This is a genomic window from Prauserella halophila (assembly GCF_024171895.1).
Lineage (GTDB): Bacteria > Actinomycetota > Actinomycetes > Mycobacteriales > Pseudonocardiaceae > Prauserella > Prauserella halophila.
In genome coordinates, this window is the sequence record NZ_JAMTCQ010000013.1 from 157,990 (window position 1) to 179,357 (window position 21,368).

The following is a 21,368-nucleotide window of genomic DNA, read 5'->3' on the forward strand; positions in this document are numbered from 1 at the left end:
TACTCGAAGGCACCCGTTCACCGACGTACGAGGAGCGCGACACGTGGATCTCCACGACGACGCACGAGGCCAGCACCGCGAGCTCGAACGCCTTCGCCGTGACCTGCACCGCGAGCCCGAGGTCGGGCTCGACCTGCCCCGCACGCAGGAGAAGGTGCTGAGCGAGTTGGACGGGCTCGGCCTCGAGGTCACCACCGGCGAGAAGACCACCTCGGTCACCGCGGTGCTGCGCGGCACCGGCCCGCGCCGGGACGCGGCCGACCCGAAGACGGTGCTGCTGCGCGCCGACATGGACGCCCTGCCCGTGGCCGAAGCCACCGACCTGGAGTTCGCCTCCCGCAACGGCGCGATGCACGCCTGCGGCCACGATCTGCACACCACCTCGCTGGTCGGTGCCGCGCGACTGCTCCACAGCCACCGCGACCGGCTCGACGGCGACGTGGTGCTGATGTTCCAGCCCGGCGAGGAGGGCTACGACGGCGCCGCGGTGATGATCGACGAGGGCGTCCTCGACTCCGCAGGCCGCCGGGCCGACGCGGCGTACGCCCTGCACGTCTTCTCCTCGACGCTGCCGAGCGGCCGGCTGGCCGGCCGCCCCGGTCCGATCCTGTCGGCGTCGAACCGGCTGCGCGTCGTGGTCCACGGCGCGGGCGGCCACGGTTCGATGCCGCACCGCGCCCAGGACCCGGTGACGGCCGCCGCCGACATGGTCGGTGCCCTGCAGACCATGGTCACCCGGCGCTTCGACATCTTCGATCCGGTCGTCATCTCCGTCGGGATGCTCCGCGCCGGCACCGCCCGCAACGTCATCCCCGACCACGCCGAGTTCGAAGCGACGGTGCGGTGCTTCTCCCCCGAGACGATCTCCCGGCTCGACGAGGTGATCAACGAGACCCTCGACGGCGTCGCCCGCACCCACGGCGTCACCGCCGACGTCCGGTTCGACGCCGAGTACCCGGTGACCGTCAACGACGCCGACGAGGCCGGATTCGCCGCCGGCGTGATCCGCGAGGCGATCGGCGAGGAGCACTACACCGACCTGCCGACGCCGGTCGCCGGGTCCGAGGACTTCTCCCGGGTGCTCGACGAGGTCCCCGGCGCCTTCCTCGGCCTCGGCGCCACCATGCCCGGCCTCGACCCGGCCGACGCCCCGAACAACCACAGCCCGTACGCCACGTTCGACCCGGCCACGCTCTCCCGCGCAGCGACCGTGTACGCCGAGCTCGCGATGCGCCGGCTGGACCGCTTCACCCGAGGAGCACCGCGATGACCGGCCCTCCCGTCTCCCCCGCCGGCGGGCACGCCACCGGCCCCGACGACGAGACCGTGCCCGATCGCGGCCGCACCCTGTTCGGTCTCGGCGCCGGCAACGCCATGGAATGGTTCGACTGGACCGTCTACGCCACCTTCGCCTCCTTCTTCGCCGGGCAGTTCTTCGACAACGAGGACTCGGTCTCGGCACTGCTGAGCACGCTGGCCGTCTTCGCGGTCGGTTTCGCAGCGCGTCCCCTCGGTGGCTTCGTGTTCGGCTGGATCGCCGACCGCAAGGGCCGCCAGGTCTCGATGGCGCTGTGCCTGGCGTTGGCGGCAGGCGGCAGCCTGGTGATCGGGCTGTCGCCGACGTACGAGCAGATCGGACTCGGCGCCTCGGCACTGCTGCTGCTCGCGCGGCTGGGCCAGGGCCTCGCCCACGGCGGTGAACTGCCCGCGGCGCAGACCTACATCTCCGAGGTGGCGCCCCGGAAGCGCCGCGGCCTTTGGTCGAGCCTGATCTATTTCTCCGGCACCTGCGGTGTGCTCGCCGGAACCCTGCTCGGCGCCCTGCTCTCCGGGGTGCTCACGCAGGAGCAGATGTACAGCTACGGCTGGCGGGTGCCGTTCCTCCTCGGCGGTGTCTTCGGGCTCTACTCGCTCTACGTGCGACTGCGGATGCGGGAGACCGAGGTCTTCCTCGCCGAGAGCACCGAGAACACCGAGGAAGGTGCAGCGAAGGACAAGGGCCGGATGTGGGCCACCATCAAGCAGCACCCGAAACTGCTGCTGCAGGTGATCGGGTTGACCGTCGGTGCCACGGTGCTCTATTACGTGTGGGCGATCTCCGCGCCGTCCTACGCCATCTCGGTACACGGCGTCGATCCGACCAGCGCACTGTGGGCCGGAGTGGGTGCCCAGATCCTCTTCCTGATCTCCCTGCCGTTGTGGGGCATGCTCTCCGACCGTATCGGCCGCAAGCCGGTGCTGTTCATCGCTTCCGGCGGGCTGCTGGTCACCTCGGTTCCGCTCGACGCGCTGCTCGGCGACCAGGCCTGGCAACTGTTCCTGGCCATGTCGATCGCACTGCTGCTGATGGGCGGGTTCTCGTCGATCGCGCCTGCGGTCTACGCCGAGATCTTCCCGACCAGGATCCGGGCGGTCGGCCTGGGGCTCCCCTACGCGATCGCGGTGGCGGCCTTCGGCGGCACCGCGCCGTACCTGCAGACACTGTTCGCCGACCTCGGGAACCCGTCGCTCTTCCTGTTCTACGCGATGGGGCTGATGGTGATCAGCATCCTGGTGCTGTTCACCCTTCCCGAGACCCGCGCCACCGACCTGAACGACGACGACGTCGGCGCCCACGGCCGGCGCAAGTCGCCCGTGGGCACCGGGGCCGGCACGACGTGAGGTGGTGGGCTCGAGCGCGTGGCCGTCAGAGCACGCGCTCGAGCCCGGCCGCGCGGAGCCCGTCCAGGGTCGGGTAGCCGTCGATGGCCATCAGCAGGTCGGCCTCGGCCAGGAAGGAACGCAGATGGTGCACCACCCCGTCCTCTCCGCCGACGGCGAGCGCGTGCACGTACGGCCGTCCGGTGCCGACCGCGGTCGCCCCCATCGCCAATGCCTTCACCATGTCCGAACCACTCCGCACGCCCGAGTCGAACAGCACCGGGATCTCGTCGTCGGCGGCCTCGACCACCCTGGGCAGGGTCTGCAGCGCGGGAAGCCCGCCGTTGGCCTGCCGACCGCCGTGATTGGAACAGTAGACACCGTCGACGCCCAGATCCTTGGCCTTACGCACGTCGTCGGGATGGCTGATGCCCTTGAGCACGATCGGCAGCGACGTGGCCTCCCGGATCCAGTCGAGGTCCGACCAGGACGTCGCGTAGCCGAACACGCCGGCCCACGCCGCCGCCGTGGCCGGCGGATCGGCCTCGGGGTCGCCACCGAGGCGGGCACGGAAGTGTTCGTCGGTCACGTAGTTGGCCAGGCAATATCCGCGCAACTGCGGAAAGTTCGCCGTGTTCAGGTCGCGCGGGCGCCAACCGGTGACCCACGTGTCCAGCGTGACCACCAGGGCTGAGAACCCCGCGCGCTCGGCCCGCCGGATCAGACTGAGCGCCAGGTCCCGGTCGTTCGGCGGGTACAGCTGGAAAAAGCCGGGCGTGTCACCGAGTTCGGCCGCGACGTCCTCCATCGGGTCCTGCGACAACGTCGAGGCGACCATGGGAACCCCGGTGCGCGCGGCGGCACGGGCGGTGGCCAGGTCACCATGGAAGTCCTGCGAGCAGATCCCCAGCACGCCGATCGGGCACAGGAACAACGGGTGCTCCAGCTCGATGCCGAACAGGGTCGTCGACAGGTCCCGCTCGTAGGCGCCCGCCATCATCCGCGGAACGAGTCCCCACTTGGCGAACGCCTCGACATTGGCGCGCTGGGTGCCCTCGTCCCCGGCACCCGACGTCACGTACGACAGCACCCACGGCGGCAGTGCCTCGGCCGCGCGCCGTTCCATCGTCGCCGCGTCGGTCGGGAACCGGGGCTGCTCACCCCGCATTCCGTTCAGGTAGATCTCCAGCTGATAGTCGCCGTAACGCGGAGACATACCCCGACCTCCCGAGCACACCGCCCACGCGTGCGGGCGAACGAACCGTCGTGCGCACAGCCGTGCTGGCCGTGCGATGCCCCCAAGATCGCCGGTGCCGTGCCACCCGTCAACCGTGGCGACACGCACGACGGTGGTCCAGTGACGGGGGTCGGCTCCAGGTCCGACTCCACCTGGTTCGACACCTCAGCCTCCAATCGTGCGAGAATCTTCGCACATTAATCGTGCGACTATTTTCGAACAGTATGGAGACGAGTCCTTGCCCCCACGCACCTATCACCACCCGGACACCGACGAGATCGCGATCGCACGAGTGCTCTTCGCGCTGAGCGAGCCGCTGCGGCTGAACATGGTGCGCATGCTCGCCGAGCAGGGCGAGACCGACAGCATCGACCTCGGCCCCGATCTGCCGCGCTCGACTTTGACTCACCACACGAGCCTGTTGCGTGAGTCGGGCGTGGTCTTCGTGCGCGCCGAGGGCCGCAAGTGCATGATCCAACTCCGCGACGAGGATCTGGAGCAGCGCTTCCCGGGACTACTCGACACGGTGCTCACCGGCTACGAAAGCGCCGACGACGACCACAGCGAGGCCGACGCATGATCGGCAGGGTATGGCCACTCGTCGTCGCCGCGGTCGCGCTCGGCATCGACGCCTACGTCCTGGCCGGGGTGCTTCCATCGATCGCCGACTCCCTGGTGACCACCGTGGCGATGATCGGCCTCGGCGTAACAGCCTTCACGGCCGCCTACGCGGTGGCCGGGCCACTGCTGTCGGGACGACTCACCCGCGGCAACACCGCACGCGCACTGCTGATCGCACTCGGGGTGTTCAACCTCGGAAACCTCATCACCACGGTCGCGCCGGGGATCGAGGTGTTCCTGGCCTCTCGCGTCGTCGCGGGTGCCGGTGCCGGAATCCTCACCGCCGTGGCGACGGCGACCGCCGCGGCCATGGTCGCCGAGAACGAACGCGGCCGCGCCATGGCGATGGTCACTTTCGGACTCTCGACCGGCACGGTCGCGGGCGTACCGGTCGGGATGCTCATCGGACAGAGCGCCGGATGGCGCTGGACCATGGCCCTGGTCGTACTCATCGGCCTGGTCAGCATGGCCGCCCTCGCCTTCCGCGCAACGACGCTCCCACGACTCGACACGACCGCGGGCGAGTCCGCGTTCACCGTGCTTCGATCGAGCCGGACCAGCGTCGGCGTGGTAGCCGCCTTCCTGCTCGGAGTCGCGAGTCTGGGCCTTTACACCTACCTGCTGCCCATGGCCGAGGACCGCGGACTCGGCACCTGGGGCTTCGCCCTGGTCTGGGCCTGGGGCATCGGCGGCGTCACCGGCTCCGCACTGATCGGCAAGCCACTCGACCGCTACGGGCCGAAACCACTGCTGATCGCGTTGCCCGCCCTGCTGGGCCTGAGCTTCGCCGCGGCATGGCTCACATCCACTCCGGCAGCATGGCTGGTCGCTGCAGCGGTCTGGGGCGCGGCCGGCTGGGCCAGCGTGCCGACCCTGCAACAGGCTCTCACCGCCGACCGGCCCGCACAGGCGATGCCGATCATCGCGTTCCAAATGGCGGCCATGTACCTCGGCTCCGCCGCCGGGGCCGCACTCGGCGGCGGACTGCTCAACGCGGGAACCAGCCCCGGCAACCTCGCCGCCTGGGCACTCATCCCGGCCGTGCTCGCGCTGACACTCACCGCCTGGATCGCCGCCACGGAACGATCGGCCCTCCAGACAGTCGGTACGGCATCGGGGTCGCACAAGGAGCCGGCCCAACCCTGCTCCTGCTGACGCCGCCAACGACGTAACGAGGAGGGTCCCCCACGCCGGTCGGATGACAGCACAGGACTCTGTGACCCACCACTGCCCCTCGTGGTCACAGGGTTCTTCCGCACCTCTCCCCTCTCGCCTCACAGACGGGCCGATCACACCGACTCCAGCGGCTCGTCGGCGTGAGCCGCGTGCAGAAGGCGGGCGAACTCGGCGTCCTGACCAACAGGCGTGTCGCCGATCCGTGCGACCGGGACGCCCGGGGTCCACGAGTTCATCACCACGGCAGAGAGATGCTGTCCGAGCTCGTCGGGGCTCACATCGCGAGTCTGCGGCGGGATGCCGCGTGTACGGAGGCGACGGGTCAGGATCTGCATCGTGACGCCGGCGAGGGCGTCGGCGCGGGGCCAGATGACGGACGTCCCGTCCCAGAAGGCCAGGTTCCATATCGTCGCTTCACTGAGTCGCCCCGACCGGTCGGTAAACGCGGCCTCGTCGAAACCGCGCGCATTCGCACGCCGGAGCAGGACGGTCTTGGAAACCTCGCCCACGTGCTTGACGTGGGGCAGGTGTCGCTCGTGCTCGACAACGTCGAGGGAGAGCGGACCCGTGGGCGCGCTCAGCAGCTGTGCAGCTCGTCGACCAGCGTGAAGCCGTCCTCGATCCACGCCAGCTCGGTGCGCGCGCGAGAAATCAGCCCGTCGTAGGCGTAGACCTTGCAGCGGACTGCGAGCTCGGCCTCGCGCTCGTCCAGCTTCTCGAGTCTCGCCGCCAGCGTGGGGTGGCTGCGGTCGACGAGACTCGCCCGAGTGCGTTCGAGCATCGCCAGGTGTTCTTCCCAGTACACCTGCTGCTGCCGCAGTTGCTCACGCACCGCTGCCGGGTCGGCGAAGTCGAAATACGCGGCCTTCAGGTAAGCCGGGTCTCGCTGCCGCTGCGGTACCAGGGGTGATTCCATCCACTCCCGGAACTCGGCGAGCCCCTCGTCGGTGACGTGGTACTCCTTCTTGGTCCCCTTCTTTCCCCAGGGAACCTCCACGGAGTTGAGCAGTCCGTCTCGCTCCATCCGGTTGAGCTCGGGATAGATCTGCGAATCCGGCGCGTGCCAGACGTGCGCGACCGACGTACTGAAGCTCTTCGAAATATCGTAACCGGTCATCGGACGACCCGTCAGCAGCGCGATCAGCGCCCATCGCAGCGACAAGATCCCTTCCTCTCCACTCCGGTCACGCTATCCACTCTTGCCAACTCACTATATAGATAGATAGTTTATGGCTCTCCAATACATACCTATCTCGATAGGGAGTTGGCCGATGACGCTCACCTCTCCTCCGTCAACGGCGGCCGCAGCGCCCGCCACGACCGCAGCCAAGATCTTCAACCACCCCCGCAACGCCTGGTACGTCGCGGCCTGGGACCACGAGGTCACCGGTAAGCAGCCGCTGGCACGTACCGTCGCCGGCGTTCCGCTGGCACTGTGGCGGGGCAGCGACGGCCGCGCCGTCGCACTCGCCGACGCCTGCTGGCACCGGCTCGCACCGTTGTCCCAGGGCAAGATCCTCGGCGACGAACTCCAGTGCCCGTACCACGGCCTGCGCTACAACTCGACCGGTCGCTGCACCGCCATGCCCGCGCAGGAGACCCTCAATCCGAGCGCGGTCGTACCCTCGTACCCCGTCGTCGAGCGCTACCGCTACGTCTGGGTATGGGTGGGCGATCCCGACCTGGCCGATCCGACGACCGTGCCCGATATGCACCAGATGGACGACCCGTCGTGGGCCGGCGACGGCGAGACGATCCACGCCGACTGCAACTATCAGCTCGTCCTCGACAATCTGATGGACCTCACCCACGAGGAGTTCGTGCACTCCTCGAGCATCGGCCAGGACGAGCTCTCCGGGGCCGAGTTCGACGTGACACACGACGGCGACACGGTCACCGTCACCCGCTGGATGCGCGACATCGATGCCCCGCCGTTCTGGCTGAAGAACATGCGCGACAAATTCCCCGGCTTCGAGGGCAAGGTCGACCGCTGGCAGATCATCAGGTTCCAGGCGCCGGGCACGATCCGCATCGACGTGGGTGTCGCCAAGGCCGGCACCGGCGCACCAGAGGGCGACCGCAGCCAGGGCGTCAACGGGTACGTGATGAACACGATCACCCCCGAGACCGACCGCACCTGCCACTACTTCTGGGCGTTCATGCGCAACTACTGCCTGGACAGCCAGACCATCACCACCCAGCTGCGCCAGGGTGTGCACGGCGTCTTCGGCGAGGACGAGGACATGCTGCGCGCCCAGCAGCGCGCGATCGACGCCAACCCCGAGCACGAGTTCTACAGCCTCAACATCGACGCCGGCGGGATGTGGGTACGCCAGATCCTCGAGCGGATGCTGGCAGCCGAGGGGCGGCCGTCGGCGGCTCCCGCGGCGGGGCAGGGTGCCTGATGGCGGTCCACACCCAGGCCCGCTGGCAGCAGGCGCGCCTCGTCGAGGCCGACGACGTCGCCGACGGCGTCCGCCGGCTCGTGCTGGAGGTCGAACACCCCGAGCCTGCGGCCCCCGGCACGCACCTCGATATCGATCTTCCCACCGCCGACGGGCGACTGACCCGTTCCTACTCCATCGTCCGTTCCGGGGACGGCGGCCGCCTGCTCACTCTCAGCGTGCAGCTCTCCCCCGCCTCTCGTGGTGGTTCGCAGGCGATGCACGCGCTGACCGTCGGTGACGACCTCACCGTCACCGGCCCGCTGCAGAACTTCCCGCTCGCGGTCGGCGCCGGTCGTTACGTCCTGGTCGCGGGCGGCATCGGTGTCACCGCACTGGTCGCCATGGCCACCGCGCTGCGCCGCCGCGGCGCCGACTACGAGCTCGTGCTCGTCGGCCGCAGCCGCCGATACATGGCCTACCTGGACGAGCTGTGCGCCGAGCACGGTGATCGGGTCCGCGTGCACGTCAGCGACGAAGGCACGCCGTTGTCGGTTCCCGATCTGGTCGGCGACATCGCTGCGGCACCGACCACGTCCGAGCTCTACATGTGCGGCCCGATCGGCCTGATGGACGCGATCAGGTCGAGCTGGACCGAGCACGCGCTGCCGGAGACCAACCTGCGGTTCGAGACCTTCGGCTCCAGCGGCCGTTTCGGCGCCGAGGAATTCCGGGTGCATCTTCCCCAGTTCGACCGCGACGTCGCCGTCGCGCCCGGCACCTCGATCCTGGACGCCCTGAACTCGGCCGGGATCGACACGCTCTCGGACTGCCGCAAGGGCGAATGCGGGCTCTGCCTGGCCAAGGTCGTCGACGTGGACGGCACCATCGACCACCGCGACGTCTTCCTCAGCGAGACGCAGAAAGAACGTTCCGCCGAGCTGTGCCTCTGCGTCTCCCGCGCGGTGGCCGGCGGCACGGGCGACCGCGCCACCGTCACCCTCCAGCTCCCCTGACCGGCCCACCGGCCCCTCACCTCTGGACCCCAGTATGAACCTCACTGAACGTATCGGCGCGGCGCCGATGTCCGGCTACCAATGGCTGATCGTCGCGCTCTGCACCTTCATGAACTGCCTCGACGGCTTCGACGTCATGGCGGTCGCCTTCACCGGCCCCTCGGTCACCGATGAGTTCGGCCTGAGCGGTTCCGAGTTCGGGCTGCTGGTCTCGGTCGGCCTGATCGGCATGGCCCTGGGTTCCATGCTGCTCGCGCCGTTCGCCGACCTGATCGGACGCCGCCCGCTCATCCTGATCAGTCTCTCCCTCGGCACGATCGGCATGTTCGGTGCCGCCCTGGCCCCGTCGATGGCGGTGATGGGCGTGTTCCGCCTGCTCACCGGCATCGGCGTGGGTGGCATTCTGGCCAGCACCAACGTGATCGCCAGCGAGTTCTCGAACGCGAAGAATCGCGGGCTCGCCATCGGCGTCTTCACCGCCGGTTACGGCATCGGCGCCACCGTGGCGAGCGTGGTCGCGAGGGTCGCGGTAGGTGGCGACTGGCGGATCGTCTTCTACGCAGGCGGGTTCGCAACTCTGCTCGCCCTGATCGTCATCGCACTGCTGCTGCCCGAATCGGTCGCCTACCTCGAGCAGCGCCGCCCACAGGGCGCCCTGGAGCGCATCAACCGGACGCTGGCACGGATCGGAATGGATCCCGTCAGCTGGGCCGACCTCGACGAGGCCGCCGCCCGGGACACGGCCGGGCAGACCCGCTCGGGGTGGCTCCGGCAGCTGTTGACTCCCACGGTCCTGCTCTGGGTCACCTTCATCACCATCATGTTCGGCTTCTACTTCGTCAACAGCTGGACTCCCACCCTGCTGGTCGAGGAAGGACTTTCGGAAAGCGCCGCGGTCACCGCCGGAATGGCGATCTCGATCGGCGGCACCGTCGGCTCGGTGCTCTACGGCGTCGCCGCGCGGGTTCGTACGCCGCGAGTAGTGCTGATCGGGTTCTCGCTGCTCGCCGCCGCGATGATGGTCGTGTTCATCGTGAGCACCTCGGTCCTGTGGCTCGGATTCGGGATCGGCGTGCTCGTCGGTGCGCTGATCAACGGCTGCATCGCCGGTGCCTACACCGTCGGACCGCCGCTGTATCCGGCGCACCTCCGCAGCGTCGGCATGGGCTGGGCGCTCGGCATGGGCCGGATCGGCGCCATCCTGTCGCCGACCGTCGCGGGGATGCTCAAGGATGCGGGCGCCTCGGCAACCCAGCTCTACGTCGGTGCCGCCGTAGTAGTGGCGATCTGCGCGATCGTCCTGCTCGGACTGCGCCGCCACGACCCGGAGTCCGCACCGGCGGTGAGGGAAGCCACGGCGGCCTGACCTCCGCTGGCCCGGTCCCGACCCGGTGATCCCCGTCGTGCGGCCGAGCTGCTGCGCACCGTGTTCCGCCCAGTGCCCGTCGTCGTGCTCCGCACGAGGCGGGCACTGGGCGAGCCCAGGACCGGCCCTGGTTACGGCCGGTCCTGGGCTCGCGAGACGATAACGGGATGCAAGACGTTGCCGTCAGTACCGACTCCATCCGACTCGGCCAGTTCCTGAAGCTTGCCGGCGTGGTCGACGCCGGTTCCGAGGTGCGCTCCCTGTTGGAGGACGACCGCGTCGGGGTCAACGGCGAGACCGAGGACCGGCGCGGACGGCAGCTCGTGCGCGGCGACGTCGTCACCGTGGACGACACCGAACTGCGCGTCGGATGACTCGTCGAGTGCGCTACCGGCCCGGCGGGGGCGACGTGGTGTCCGCGACGAGGGCGGCCCGGCTTCCTACGCGATGACCGTCGAGGCCGCACCCAGAGCATCGACCGGCGTCCTGCGCGGCCCGCAACACGGCCGTCACGCCTGTGCCCGCAGATCGGACGGATGCGTGGCCAGCGGTGTGACGTCGATCTTCATGTACGGGAACAACGGCAACGACGACAGCACCGCGTGAAGGTCGTCGCCCGAGTCCATGTCGAAGACACTGATGTTCGCGTATTCGCCGACGATGCGCCACAAGTGCAGCCAGACGCCGGAACGCTGCAGTTCCAGGGCCCGGGACTTCTCCTCGGCGATGAGCGCCGCACGCCGCTCGGGGTCGAGGTCGTGGGGAAGGGCGACCTCCATGTGGACGTGGAACAGCATCGGCCATCAGCTCCTTCGGAATTCCCGGACCTTGGCGGGATCGAGTTCGACGCCCAATCCGGGACCCTCCGGCAGATGCACCCCGTCGGCGTCGTAGACCAACGGGTCGACGAGCATCTCTTCGGCCAGCAACAACGGGCCGAACAGTTCACTGCCCCATCCGAGGGCCGGACTGGTGCAGGCGGTGTGCAGCGACGCGGCCGTGCCGATCGGGCTCTCGATCGATGTCGCCGCATAGCACGGAATGCCGGCCGCGGCGGCGATCTCGCCGATCGCCCGGCTCGCCCGCAGTCCCCCGGACTTGGTGGTCTTGACCGCGAAGATCCCGGCCGCCTGCGCCTTGGCCAGTTGCAGCGCATCCGCGGGGGTGCGCAGGCTCTCGTCGGCCATCACCGGGATCGGTAATGCGGCGGAGATCGCCACCAGCGCCTCGACGTCGTGTCCGGCCACCGGTTGTTCGATCATCTCCACACCGGCCGCGGCCAGCTCGGGCAGATGGGTCAACGCTGTCGTGCGGTCCCAGCGGGCATTGATGTCGACCCGCACGCCCGCGGTGCCGGCGAGTTTCTCCGCGATCTCGGTGACCCGCGCTACGTCCTCGTCCGGAGCCAGTGCTCCCATCTTCAGCTTGAACGAGGTGTGCAGCCCGGAATCCAGCTTGGCCAGGGCCTCGTCGACGACGACGTCGGCCGACTCGGTGCCCAGCGCCCACGTGACGTCGACATTCGTCCGGCAGGCCCCGCCGAGCAGGGTGTGCACCGGGACCTCGAGATGGCGTGCCCACGCGTCGTGCAGTGCCACCTCGACCGCGGTCTTGGCGAACAGGTTCGCCGCGACGGCATCGGATCCGTCACGCATGATCGCGGCGATCTCGTCGACCCGGCGACCCAACAGGATCGGCGACAGGTAGCGCTCGATGACCAGCTGCATGGTTTCGACGGACTCGCCGCCCCACCACGGACCACCGGGGACCACGCCCTCACCGACCCCGGTGACACCGCCGGCGGTCCGGACGAAAACGTAGAGCACGGGCTGGGTGCTCATGCCCATCCTGGCGAAACGGTGTGCCCGGCGCATCGGGATGTCGACGATCACGGTCTCGACGCCGTCGATCCGCAGGTCGCTCATCGCGACCTCCTTTCCGTCGTGACGCCGGCCCGGGTGTCGTGGTCGACCGGGCCCGGCGTCGGTCTCACGCGGGCTCCAGCGTGAAGTCGTACGTCACCGAGTGCGTCCCGTCCCCGTTGTCCACGGGGTCGAGAATCAACTCCGATTTGGTCGCGGATGCGACATCACTGTCGAGCCACTCCCCACCGCGGAAGTAGAGCTGGGTGGTGATCGTCCGGTGCTCCGGCGCACGGACCATCAGGTGCAGGTGCGCCGGTCGCCACGGGTGCCAGCCTGCGGCTTCGATCAACGCACCGGTCGGGCCGTCCGTCGGAATCTGATACGCCGCCGGTTCGATCGTGTGGATCTCGAACTTGCCTTCGGCGTCGGCGACGACGACACCGCGGAGGTTGCCGTCCGGCAGGTGCGGGGCGAACCCGGAGTAGTAGCCTTCATCGTCGGCCTGCCAGATGTCGAGCTCCGCCCCCGGCAGTGGGTTTCCCGCCGTGTCACGGACCTGGCCGGCGAACAGCAAGGCGGTGCCCTGCTCATCCGGGCGCTTAGGCAAGGTCGCCGGGGTGTCGATCCGGACCTGGCCGGGCAGGTAGTACGGCCCGAGGATGGAGCCCTTGGTTCCGTCCTGGGCTTCGGCAGCGACGTCCTCGACGACGTGCTCGACGAACACGTCCAGGAACAGCGGCCATTCGCCGCCTTCCCCGACGTCGATCAGGTACTGCTTGGCGGCCTGGAACTCGTCGTAGGTCACCTTCTTCGACCGGATCGTGCTGTGAATCCCGGCCAGCAGGTCCGTCACGACCTCCGAGACCCGCTCCTGGGACACGGTCGGGCCTGCGGATGCGCTGCCCCGGCTCGCGCGGAACGCCTTGGTGGCCGAGTCACCCGAGCCCGCGGCGGTGGGTGAGTCATGAGTAGCGGTCATGATGAGCTCCTTGATACTGCTGGCTCGTCGGCACGTGCCGATGACGGACGTGCCGACGGGGATCGATGAACGCCTGTCCTCCCCCGCGTACCGGACGTGGCAACCCGTCGCAGGACCGCCACGGGTTGCCGACGAGGTGCGCGAGGGTCCCTCGAGCTGTGGGTGTCACCGGCGCGCCATCGATGTCATTTCTGCACTGATGTCATTTCTGCACTGCTGTCACTTTGCACGCTTGTCACTCCTGCACGTGTCACCTATGCACGTGCCACTTCTGAACGCTGTGCGTACAAGTTGTACGACTAGCGTACGATCGAGATTGGCATGTCGCGCCGGGGTCGTCAACCCACGGCCCGGCCGCTCCTGCTCGGGCGAAGCTCCGAGACGGCCGGCGTTGTGGGACGATGCGCCGGTGAACGACGGAAAGGCCGGAGACCAGGACCACATCCAGAGCATCGAGCGCGGATTCGCCGTATTGCTGGCATTCGACGCCGAGCGGCGGAATCCGAGCCTGACCGACATCGCGAACGCGACCGGGTTGTCGCGACCGGCCGTACGCCGGATCCTGTTGACATTGCAGCACCTCGGCTATGTGCGACCGACCGGTGGAAGCCACTGGGAATTGACGCCACGCGTGCTGACCATCGGCCAGCACTTCACGGCATCCAGCGCAGTCGTCGCCGTGTCCGAGTCGCACATGAGCCGCCTGGTGGAGGAAACGCAGGAGTCGGCATCACTATCCACACTGGACGGCAGCGACGTCGTCTATCTCGCTCGCGTACCCGCCAAACGCGTACTCAACATCGACGCCACCGCGGGAACCCGCGTGCCGGCACACGCGACCTCGATGGGACGGGTGCTGCTCGCCGCCGCACCACCGGAGTTCGTCGAGAGCTACCTGGCCGACCCCGGACTCCAGCCGCTCACTCCGCACACGATCACCGACCCGGATCAGTTCCGCACGACGCTGACGCAGGTACGCGAACAAGGCTGGTCGCTGGTGTCGGAGGAACGTGAGATCGGCCTGATCGCGGCGTCCGCCCCGATCCACAACCACACCGGCCACGTCGTCGCCGCCCTGTCGTCGTCGAGTTCGACGGGACGCATGAGCCCGGAACGCGCCGAACGCGACCTCGTACCGGTTCTCGTCCGCATCGCCAACGAGATCAGCAACGAACTCGGCGCCTGACGACCAGACAGGGCAGAACTCGAACCGACGACCATACGGTCCGCTGTGGACGGATCAGCAAGGTGTCGCCGCGTGCCAGTCGGCGGCCCACTCGCAGCGCAGTTCGTACCGGTCGGCCCCTGCTCGAAACAAGGACCGGGTGTCGTCGTCCGTGACCGGCACCGTCCGCGTGCCGGGCTCGTCACAGGTGTGCGTGACTTCCGGCAACGGCGTGGTCGCTCACCTGCGGCAACGGCGTGGTCTCCCACCCGAACATTGTGATAAAATATTTCTCATGTCGACACCGGAGACCGAACACGGGCCCGTGCCCGCTGTCAGCCCCGAGGACTTCAAGCCGATCCTGGAGCTGGTACGCGACTTCGTCCGCACGACAGTGATCCCGCGCGAGCAGGAGATCGCCGACACCGACGCGATTCCCGACGACGTGCGGAAACAGGTGGCCGACATGGGATTGTTCGGCTACGCGATCCCACAGGAGTGGGGCGGGCTCGGGCTGGACCTGACTCAGGACGTCGAGCTGGCCATGGAGCTCGGCTACACATCACTGGCGCTGCGATCGATGTTCGGCACGAACAACGGCATCGCGGGCCAGGTACTGGTCAACTTCGGCACCGACGAGCAGAAGAGCACGTGGCTGGAACGGATCGCCTCGGGCGACGTGGTCGCCTCGTTCGCCCTGACCGAGCCCGGTGCCGGGTCGAACCCGGCGGGTCTGCGCACCACGGCCGTCCGCGACGGGGACGAATGGGTGATCGACGGGCAGAAGTGCTTCATCACCAACGCCCCGATCGCGGACCTGTTCGTGGTCTTCGCCCGCACGAGGCCCGCCGACGAGTCCGGGCCGGGCATCGCGGTGTTCCTGGTGCCCGCCGACACACCCGGCCTCGACGTCGGTGTGAAAGACCGGAAGATGGGCCAGGAAGGCGCGTGGACGGCCGACGTCGCGTTCTCGGGCGTGCGGGTTCCGACATCCGCCCTGGTCGGCGGGGACGAGGACGCGGGCTACCGCGCCGCCATGGCCTCGCTGGCCCGCGGGCGCGTGCACATCGCCGCCCTCGCGGTGGGCACCGCGAGGCGTGCACTGGACGAGTCGGTCGCCTACGCCGCCTCGGCGACCCAGGGCGGCCAGGCCATCGGTGAGTTCCAACTGGTGCAAGCGATGCTCGCCGACCAGCAGACCGGCGTGATGTCCGGCCGTGCGCTGGTCCGAGAGACCGCCCGGCGGTACGTCACCGGCGAGGACACCCGCATGGGGCCCTCGGCCGCCAAACTGCACTGCACCGAAATGGCCGGCACGGTCGCCGACCTGGCGGTGCAGGTCCACGGCGGCACCGGATACATGCGCGACGTCCCGGTCGAACGCATCTACCGGGACGTACGACTGCTCCGGCTGTACGAGGGCACCAGCGAGATTCAGCGGCTGATCATCGGCGGCCGGCTGGTTCGCGAGGCGCAGCGATGAGCAGCGGTCGAGGGCACCCGGACATCGCGCGGCGCACGCGCGAAGCCACCACGTTCCTGTTCGTGCCCGGTGACCGGCCGGAACGGTTCGAGAAGGCATCGGCGTCCGGGGCCGACCTCGTCGTCCTCGATCTCGAGGACGCGGTCGCGCCCGAGCGCAAGGACGCCGCACGCGATCACGTGGCCGAATGGCTGACCCAGGGCCACGAGTGCGCCGTCCGCGTCAACCCGCCGGGCAGTCCCTGGCACGAGCAGGATCTGACGGCACTCGCCGGGCATTCCGGTGCACTGATGCTCCCCAAGGCCGACACACCGGCGACGGTGCAGCAGGTGGTGCGCACGCTCGACGACGTGCCCCCGATCGTCGCCCTGGTCGAGACGGCCCTCGGCGTCGTGCAGGCTGCCGACCTCGCGGCCGTGCCGAGCGTGGAGCGGCTCGCATTCGGCAGCTTCGACCTGGCCGCCGAGCTGGGCGTGGATCCGGTGGACCGCGAGGCACTCGCCGCCGCCCGGGGAGCACTGGTCCTGGGCTCGGCAGCCGCGGGGCTCGCCGGCCCGATCGACGGGGTCACCGCAGATCTGGACGACAGCGACGTCCTCACCGACGACGTGCGCTACGCGCGGCGACTCGGGTTCACCGGCAAGCTGTGCGTGCATCCGAAGCAGCTCTCCCCCGTCACCGCCGCGTTCCGTCCCGGCGACGACGAGATTCGGTGGGCGCGGAAGGTCGTCGATGCGACCGAGGCCGGCCGCGGCACTCACGGTGCGGTGGCCGTGGACGGGCAGATGGTCGACAAACCGGTACTGGAGCGTGCACATCGCACCCTCCGGCAGACAGGAAAAGCCGGCGAGCAATGACGTTCACCGAGAGGCCTCGGCCTCTCGGTGAACGCCAGGCGTTCCGGAAAATCGGGTCGTCATGCCCCAGCCATGGGGCAGCGAGCAGACTCCGAACGGCACGTCACCGACAGCCCGCGGCCCATCGTTCGCAGGGCCACGTCGGTCGCGGTGTCGCCGGGCCGGGTCGTTACGTCGTCGGGCACTCGCCGCCTGGACGTGATGGGCGTCTACGCCCCGAGACCGGGGCGATCCTGCGAGGTCCCCTTGTTCGTACGCCGCCCTGCCGTTAATGTACAGGTATGAACAGGACTGATCAGGATCGTCCGATCAAATTCAGCAAGCGGGACCGGATGGTGCACGAACTCTCCCGGCAGATCCATGCGGGCGTCCTGACTCGTGGCGAACAGCTGCCCGCGGAGCACGAACTCGCCGAACGGTTCGAGGTCAGCCGCGGAACGGTGCGCAGCGCACTGTCCGAGCTGCAGCGCCGCGAACTCATCGCCACCCAGACGGGCGTCGGGTCCTTCGTGACGTTCGATGGTGTCGAACTGGACCAGACCATCGGCTGGGCCACCGCACTCACTCGGTCGGGTTTCGACATCCGAGCGGAACTACTCGACATCGAGAAGGCGGCCGACCCCGAGCTGGCAGCCCGCTTCGGTGTCGAGCAGTTCATCGCGGTCCGCCGGCTTCGGCGCGATCGGACCGCGGGCCCGGTGTCCTACGAGGTGGCGTTGGTGCCTGCCAACGACCGGCTCGCTGATCTGCCACAACGCGGGCTGGTCGACGACTCCCTCACCGCGACCCTCGCCGCGGCGGGATTGCGTCCGGCACAGGGAGAACAGTGGATCGGCACCGAGTCACTGACCGCGCACACGGCCGAGCTGCTCGAGCGACACGAGGGCGAGTTGTTCCTCCGGGCGGCAAGAACCAGCACCGACTCCGCAGGCGGACTCGTCGAGCACGTCATCAGCCTGCTGGACCCGGCTCGTTTCCAGTTCCACCTGACGTTCGGTACCGCATGAGCCGCGCCGGTGTCCGTGACCGCGCGCTCGGCGCGTTCGATGGTCTCGCACTCGGTGATGCCCTCGGCATGCCGACCCAGTCGATGTCGCGCGAGTCCATCGCCGCCCATTACGGCCGATTGGAGGGGCTGCGCGACGCCGTCGAGCACCAGCCCATCTCCCCCGGCCTGCCCGCAGGCACGGTCACGGACGACACCGAACAGGCGGTCCTGGTCGCACGACTCCTCATCGACGGTCGTGGGCGGATCGAACCGCACGCGTTCGCCCGCGCGCTGCTGGACTGGGAGGCGGACATGGTCCGCCGGAACCTCGCCGACCTGCTCGGACCATCGACGAAGCGGGCGCTCGAACTGCTCGAGTCCGGCGTCACACCGGATGAGGCGGGCCGGACGGGTACGACGAACGGTGCGGCGATGCGGATCACTCCGATCGCCATCGCGACGAAACCCGGCCTCGATCCGCTCCTGGACGCGGTCGTGAGCGCTAGCAGACTGACCCACAACACGAGCCTCGGCATCTCCGCCGCCGCGGCCGTGGCGGCCGCGGTGTCGGCGGGGATCGACGAAGCGGACCTGGGCTCGGCGATGGACCACGCGGAACGCGCGGCCGCCGAGGGGGCTGCACGGGCGCCGTGGGCGGCGGGCGGAGAGATCGCACCGCGGATCCGGTGGGCCCGCGGCTGGGTGCGGGAGCTGGACTCCGAGGCGCTTCCGTCGGCGATCGCGGAGGTGATCGGCACGTCGGTGGCCGCGCAGGAGTCGGTCGTGGCCGCGTTCGCGCTCGCCGAGGCCCTGGGTGATCGGCCGCTGGATGCGTTGACGCTGGCTGCGCGACTCGGTGGGGACACCGACACGGTGGCCGCCATCTGCGGAGCGATCCTCGGCGCCCGGCATGGGACCTCGGGGCTACCCGCCGACCTCACCGCCGACGTGCGGAAGGTCAACGATCTCGACCTCGACGGTGTCGTCGAGGGACTTCTCGAACTGCGCAACAGCTGAGCACACACACAGCAAGGAGGCTGCAGTGAGCACTGCGACCGACACCGGTGTCGACGAGCCCGGTGAGAGTGTCCTCGAAACGCGGGGTATCGAGCCCGTTCCCGAGAACGAACGCACCGGTCATCCGATGCAATTGTTCTGGGTCTGGTTCGCCGCGAACATCTCGATCCTGGGATTGCCGCTCGGGGCGACGCTCGTCGCGATTCAGCATCTCGCGTTCTGGCAGGCCGTTATCGTGGCGATCCTCGGCGCCGTCGGTTCGTTCGCGATCGTCGGTGTCATCTCGATCGCGGGTCGAAGGGGCGGCGCGCCGGGACTGACCTTGTCTCGAGCGGTGTTCGGTGTCCGGGGCAACGCGGGGCCGACGCTGGTGTCCTTGATCTCCCGGCTCGGATGGGAGACGGTGAACACGACGACGGCGGCGTTCGCGCTGCTGTCGCTGTGCGCCATCGTGTTCGGCACGGACGCGGGCCCGAAGAGCGCTCCGGCGTTGACGCTCGTGTGCATCGGTGTGTTCGTCCTGGCCACCGTGGTGGTGTCGGGTCTGGGCCACCAGGTGCTGGTCGCCGTGCAGCGATGGTCGACGTGGATCTTCGGGGCGTTGAACATCGTCGTGGCCGTGAACCTCATCGCCACCGTGGACTGGGCCGCCGTCGGCGCGGCGCAACCCGCGTCCGTCGGCGCGATGATCGCCGGTGTCGGAACCATCGCGGCGGGCACGGGTATCGGCTGGGCGAATGCGTCCGCGGACATGTCGCGTTATCAGCGGCCTTCGGTGCGTACGGGGTCGCTCGTGGCGTCCGCGGCCGCGGGGGCCGGCATTCCGTTGGTGCTGCTGATCTCGTTGGGCAGCCTGCTGTCCGCGGGTGACCCCACGTTGGCCGAGGCCGGCGATCCGGTGGCCGCGATCCGCGGCATGCTGCCGCCGTGGATGGCCGTTCCGTATCTGATCGCCGCGTTCGGCGGGTTGTTGTTGTCGAACCACCTTTCGGTGTACTCGGCGGGGTTGACGACGTTGACGTTGGGCATCCGCACGAAGCGGGTGTATGCGGTGGTGCTCGACGTGGTCGTGACAACGCTCGGTGCGATCTACTTCATGTTGATCGCCGACAACTTCTACACGCCGTTCATCGCGTTCATCAAACTGCTGGCGATTCCGACGACGGCGTGGGTCGGCGTGTTCCTGGTCGACATGCTGCGGCGCACCCGGTACGACGCCGCCGGATTGATGGATCTGAGCCGGTCGAGTTCGTACTGGTACCGCCGTGGCGTGGAGCCGCGTGCGCTCGGGGCGTGGGCGGTGGCGATCGTGATCGGCTACCAGTTCATCGTCGCAGGCCCGGAGGGCGATATGTGGTTCAGCGGTCTGTGGGCCGACAGCTGGCTGGGACACAACGGCTTGGGCTGGATCATCGCGTTCGTCGTGGCCGGCGGGTTGTACGCCGCCTTCGGCGGTGCCCGCTCGCACACGCGGGAGAAGGAGCGCACGCAGTGACGGGCCGGTTGGTACACACCGGCCAGGTCATCCTGGACCTGGTGATGCGGGTGGACTCGTTGCCCGAGCCGGGTGGTGACGTGTTGGCGTCGGAGACGGCGTTGTTGCCGGGCGGCGGTTTCAACGTGATGGCCGCTGCGGCCAGGTCGGGCGCGCAGGTCGTGTACGCCGGTGCGCACGGCGCCGGCCAGTTCGGTGACCGCGTCCGGGCAGCGTTGCGCGACGCGGGCGTCACCGTGGCGTGCCCGCCGAGCGATGCGAGCGATACCGGCGTGTGTGTCGCTCTGGTGGACGATTCGGGTGAACGCACCTTCGTGACCGGCAGCGGCGCCGAGGCCGGGTTGACAGCCGAAAGGCTGGCCGACGTCGAGGCAGGTCCCGGTGATGTGGTGTATGTGAGCGGGTACAGCCTCGTGCACGGCCCCAATAGGACGGCGCTCGATGCATGGTTGCCGACCGTGAACGGTGCGAGAGTGCTGTTGGACCCCGGTCCCCTGATGTCCCAGATTCCACAGGAGGTCCTGGATTCGACGCTGTCGCGAGTGGACATTCTCAGTACGAACGCACGCGAGGCGCGCGGGTTGACCGGCGCCGAGGATCTGCACAAGGCTGCCGCCGCGCTCGCCGACCGTCTGCGTCCGGCATCGGCAGTCGTGGTGCGCGACGGAGCGGAGGGTTGCCTGGTGGCGATGGGCGGAACGGTCGAGCGAGTCGATGGTTTCCCGGTATCGCCGGTCGATACGAACGGCGCGGGCGATGCCCATTGCGGCGTGCTGGCGGCGATGTTGCTCGACGGGGCGACACTCCGCGCGGCGGCACGGCGGGCCAACGCGGCAGCCGCGTTGTCGGTGCTGCACCCCGGCCCGGCGACGGCTCCAACCGCAGCGGAACTCGACGAGTTCCTCCCCGCCGGGTGAGATCGTCCCGCTTCAGTCGTGCCGCCATTCGCTTGTACCGACGGGAGATCGCGTCCGGCGGATACGACGTGATCGCATCGGCGCTCCCATGAACACGAACATGTCCTCGTCGAGCTCCATACCCACTTCGGCGAGTTCTGCGCGACGGTTCTTCTTGTGGGC

The 21,368-nt window shown here is 68.9% G+C and carries 21 protein-coding genes; 15 read left to right on the forward strand and 6 right to left on the reverse strand.

The window, feature by feature from the left end; genetic code table 11:
- The first annotated feature begins 43 nt into the window (after nt 1-43).
- Nucleotides 44-1,270: a M20 metallopeptidase family protein gene (locus LY41_RS20065; RefSeq protein WP_253865731.1), complete on the forward strand. Its 1,227-nt coding sequence runs from the start codon at nt 44-46 to the stop codon at nt 1,268-1,270.
- Complete coding sequence (locus LY41_RS20070; protein ID WP_372493327.1) at nt 1,267-2,661, forward strand: MFS transporter; 1,395 nt, start codon at nt 1,267-1,269, stop codon at nt 2,659-2,661. The genes LY41_RS20065 and LY41_RS20070 overlap by 4 nt, the downstream gene beginning before the upstream one ends.
- 25 nt (nt 2,662-2,686) lie before the next feature.
- Here the strand turns inward: LY41_RS20070 and LY41_RS20075 are convergent, their stop codons facing one another.
- Entirely contained in the window at nt 2,687-3,856 is a 1,170-nt protein-coding gene (locus tag LY41_RS20075; protein ID WP_253865732.1) for an alpha-hydroxy-acid oxidizing protein, read from the reverse strand.
- Nucleotides 3,857-4,115: 259 nt separating this feature from the next.
- Between LY41_RS20075 and LY41_RS20080 the strand changes: the two genes are divergently transcribed.
- A complete protein-coding gene (locus LY41_RS20080; RefSeq protein ID WP_253865733.1) occupies nt 4,116-4,457 on the forward strand; it encodes an ArsR/SmtB family transcription factor in 342 nt (113 codons plus the stop codon).
- A complete protein-coding gene (locus tag LY41_RS20085) occupies nt 4,454-5,653 on the forward strand; it encodes an MFS transporter (RefSeq protein ID WP_253865734.1) in 1,200 nt (399 codons plus the stop codon). The genes LY41_RS20080 and LY41_RS20085 overlap by 4 nt, the downstream gene beginning before the upstream one ends.
- Nucleotides 5,654-5,787: 134 nt before the next feature.
- On the opposite strand, the gene LY41_RS20090 is transcribed toward LY41_RS20085, so the two are convergent.
- Entirely contained in the window at nt 5,788-6,300 is a 513-nt protein-coding gene (locus tag LY41_RS20090; RefSeq protein ID WP_308292283.1) for an aminotransferase class IV, read from the reverse strand.
- The gene (locus LY41_RS20095; RefSeq protein ID WP_253865736.1) at nt 6,252-6,836 is read right to left on the reverse strand and encodes a PadR family transcriptional regulator; all 585 of its coding nucleotides are present in this window, start codon (nt 6,834-6,836) and stop codon (nt 6,252-6,254) included. The genes LY41_RS20090 and LY41_RS20095 overlap by 49 nt, the downstream gene beginning before the upstream one ends.
- A 109-nt stretch (nt 6,837-6,945) precedes the next feature.
- On the opposite strand from LY41_RS20095, the gene LY41_RS20100 reads away from it, so the two are divergent.
- From LY41_RS20100 to LY41_RS20115, 4 genes are all read left to right on the forward strand, one after another.
- Nucleotides 6,946-8,079, forward strand: coding sequence for an aromatic ring-hydroxylating dioxygenase subunit alpha (locus LY41_RS20100; protein WP_253865737.1), 1,134 nt, complete (start codon nt 6,946-6,948; stop codon nt 8,077-8,079).
- On the forward strand, nt 8,079-9,074 hold the full coding sequence (locus tag LY41_RS20105) for a PDR/VanB family oxidoreductase (protein ID WP_253865738.1): 996 nt from the start codon (nt 8,079-8,081) through the stop codon (nt 9,072-9,074). The genes LY41_RS20100 and LY41_RS20105 overlap by 1 nt, the downstream gene beginning before the upstream one ends.
- A gap of 34 nt (nt 9,075-9,108) precedes the next feature.
- Entirely contained in the window at nt 9,109-10,440 is a 1,332-nt protein-coding gene (locus LY41_RS20110) for an MFS transporter (protein WP_253865739.1), read from the forward strand.
- A 167-nt stretch (nt 10,441-10,607) separates the two neighbouring features.
- On the forward strand, nt 10,608-10,814 hold the full coding sequence (locus tag LY41_RS20115) for an RNA-binding S4 domain-containing protein (protein WP_253865740.1): 207 nt from the start codon (nt 10,608-10,610) through the stop codon (nt 10,812-10,814).
- 135 nt (nt 10,815-10,949) lie between these two features.
- Here the strand turns inward: LY41_RS20115 and catC are convergent, their stop codons facing one another.
- The 3 genes from catC to catA all read right to left on the reverse strand — a co-directional run bounded on the left by catC (nt 10,950) and on the right by catA (nt 13,284).
- On the reverse strand, nt 10,950-11,237 hold the full coding sequence (catC, locus tag LY41_RS20120) for a muconolactone Delta-isomerase (protein WP_253865741.1): 288 nt from the start codon (nt 11,235-11,237) through the stop codon (nt 10,950-10,952).
- A 6-nt stretch (nt 11,238-11,243) separates the two neighbouring features.
- Nucleotides 11,244-12,365, reverse strand: a complete 1,122-nt coding sequence (locus LY41_RS20125; RefSeq protein ID WP_253865742.1) for a muconate/chloromuconate family cycloisomerase — start codon at nt 12,363-12,365, stop codon at nt 11,244-11,246.
- A gap of 64 nt (nt 12,366-12,429) precedes the next feature.
- Nucleotides 12,430-13,284: a catechol 1,2-dioxygenase gene (gene catA, locus LY41_RS20130; RefSeq protein ID WP_253865743.1), complete on the reverse strand. Its 855-nt coding sequence runs from the start codon at nt 13,282-13,284 to the stop codon at nt 12,430-12,432.
- Nucleotides 13,285-13,693: 409 nt separating this feature from the next.
- Between catA and LY41_RS20135 the strand changes: the two genes are divergently transcribed.
- The 7 genes from LY41_RS20135 (at nt 13,694) to LY41_RS20165 (ending at nt 21,206) form a co-directional block, all read left to right on the forward strand.
- Nucleotides 13,694-14,470, forward strand: a complete 777-nt coding sequence (locus LY41_RS20135) for an IclR family transcriptional regulator domain-containing protein (RefSeq protein ID WP_253865744.1) — start codon at nt 13,694-13,696, stop codon at nt 14,468-14,470.
- A gap of 274 nt (nt 14,471-14,744) precedes the next feature.
- Nucleotides 14,745-15,932: an acyl-CoA dehydrogenase family protein gene (locus LY41_RS20140; protein ID WP_253865745.1), complete on the forward strand. Its 1,188-nt coding sequence runs from the start codon at nt 14,745-14,747 to the stop codon at nt 15,930-15,932.
- Nucleotides 15,929-16,789: an HpcH/HpaI aldolase/citrate lyase family protein gene (locus LY41_RS20145; protein WP_253865746.1), complete on the forward strand. Its 861-nt coding sequence runs from the start codon at nt 15,929-15,931 to the stop codon at nt 16,787-16,789. The genes LY41_RS20140 and LY41_RS20145 overlap by 4 nt, the downstream gene beginning before the upstream one ends.
- Before the next feature lie 281 nt (nt 16,790-17,070).
- Nucleotides 17,071-17,796 (forward strand): GntR family transcriptional regulator, encoded by a 726-nt coding sequence (locus LY41_RS20150; RefSeq protein ID WP_253865747.1) that lies wholly within the window; start codon nt 17,071-17,073, stop codon nt 17,794-17,796.
- Nucleotides 17,793-18,794 (forward strand): ADP-ribosylglycohydrolase family protein, encoded by a 1,002-nt coding sequence (locus LY41_RS20155; protein ID WP_253865748.1) that lies wholly within the window; start codon nt 17,793-17,795, stop codon nt 18,792-18,794. The genes LY41_RS20150 and LY41_RS20155 overlap by 4 nt, the downstream gene beginning before the upstream one ends.
- Nucleotides 18,795-18,819: 25 nt before the next feature.
- Nucleotides 18,820-20,289, forward strand: a complete 1,470-nt coding sequence (locus LY41_RS20160) for a purine-cytosine permease family protein (RefSeq protein ID WP_253865749.1) — start codon at nt 18,820-18,822, stop codon at nt 20,287-20,289.
- Nucleotides 20,286-21,206, forward strand: coding sequence for a PfkB family carbohydrate kinase (locus LY41_RS20165; protein ID WP_253865750.1), 921 nt, complete (start codon nt 20,286-20,288; stop codon nt 21,204-21,206). Before LY41_RS20160 ends, LY41_RS20165 begins: the two co-directional genes overlap by 4 nt.
- The last annotated feature ends 162 nt before the right edge of the window (nt 21,207-21,368 follow it).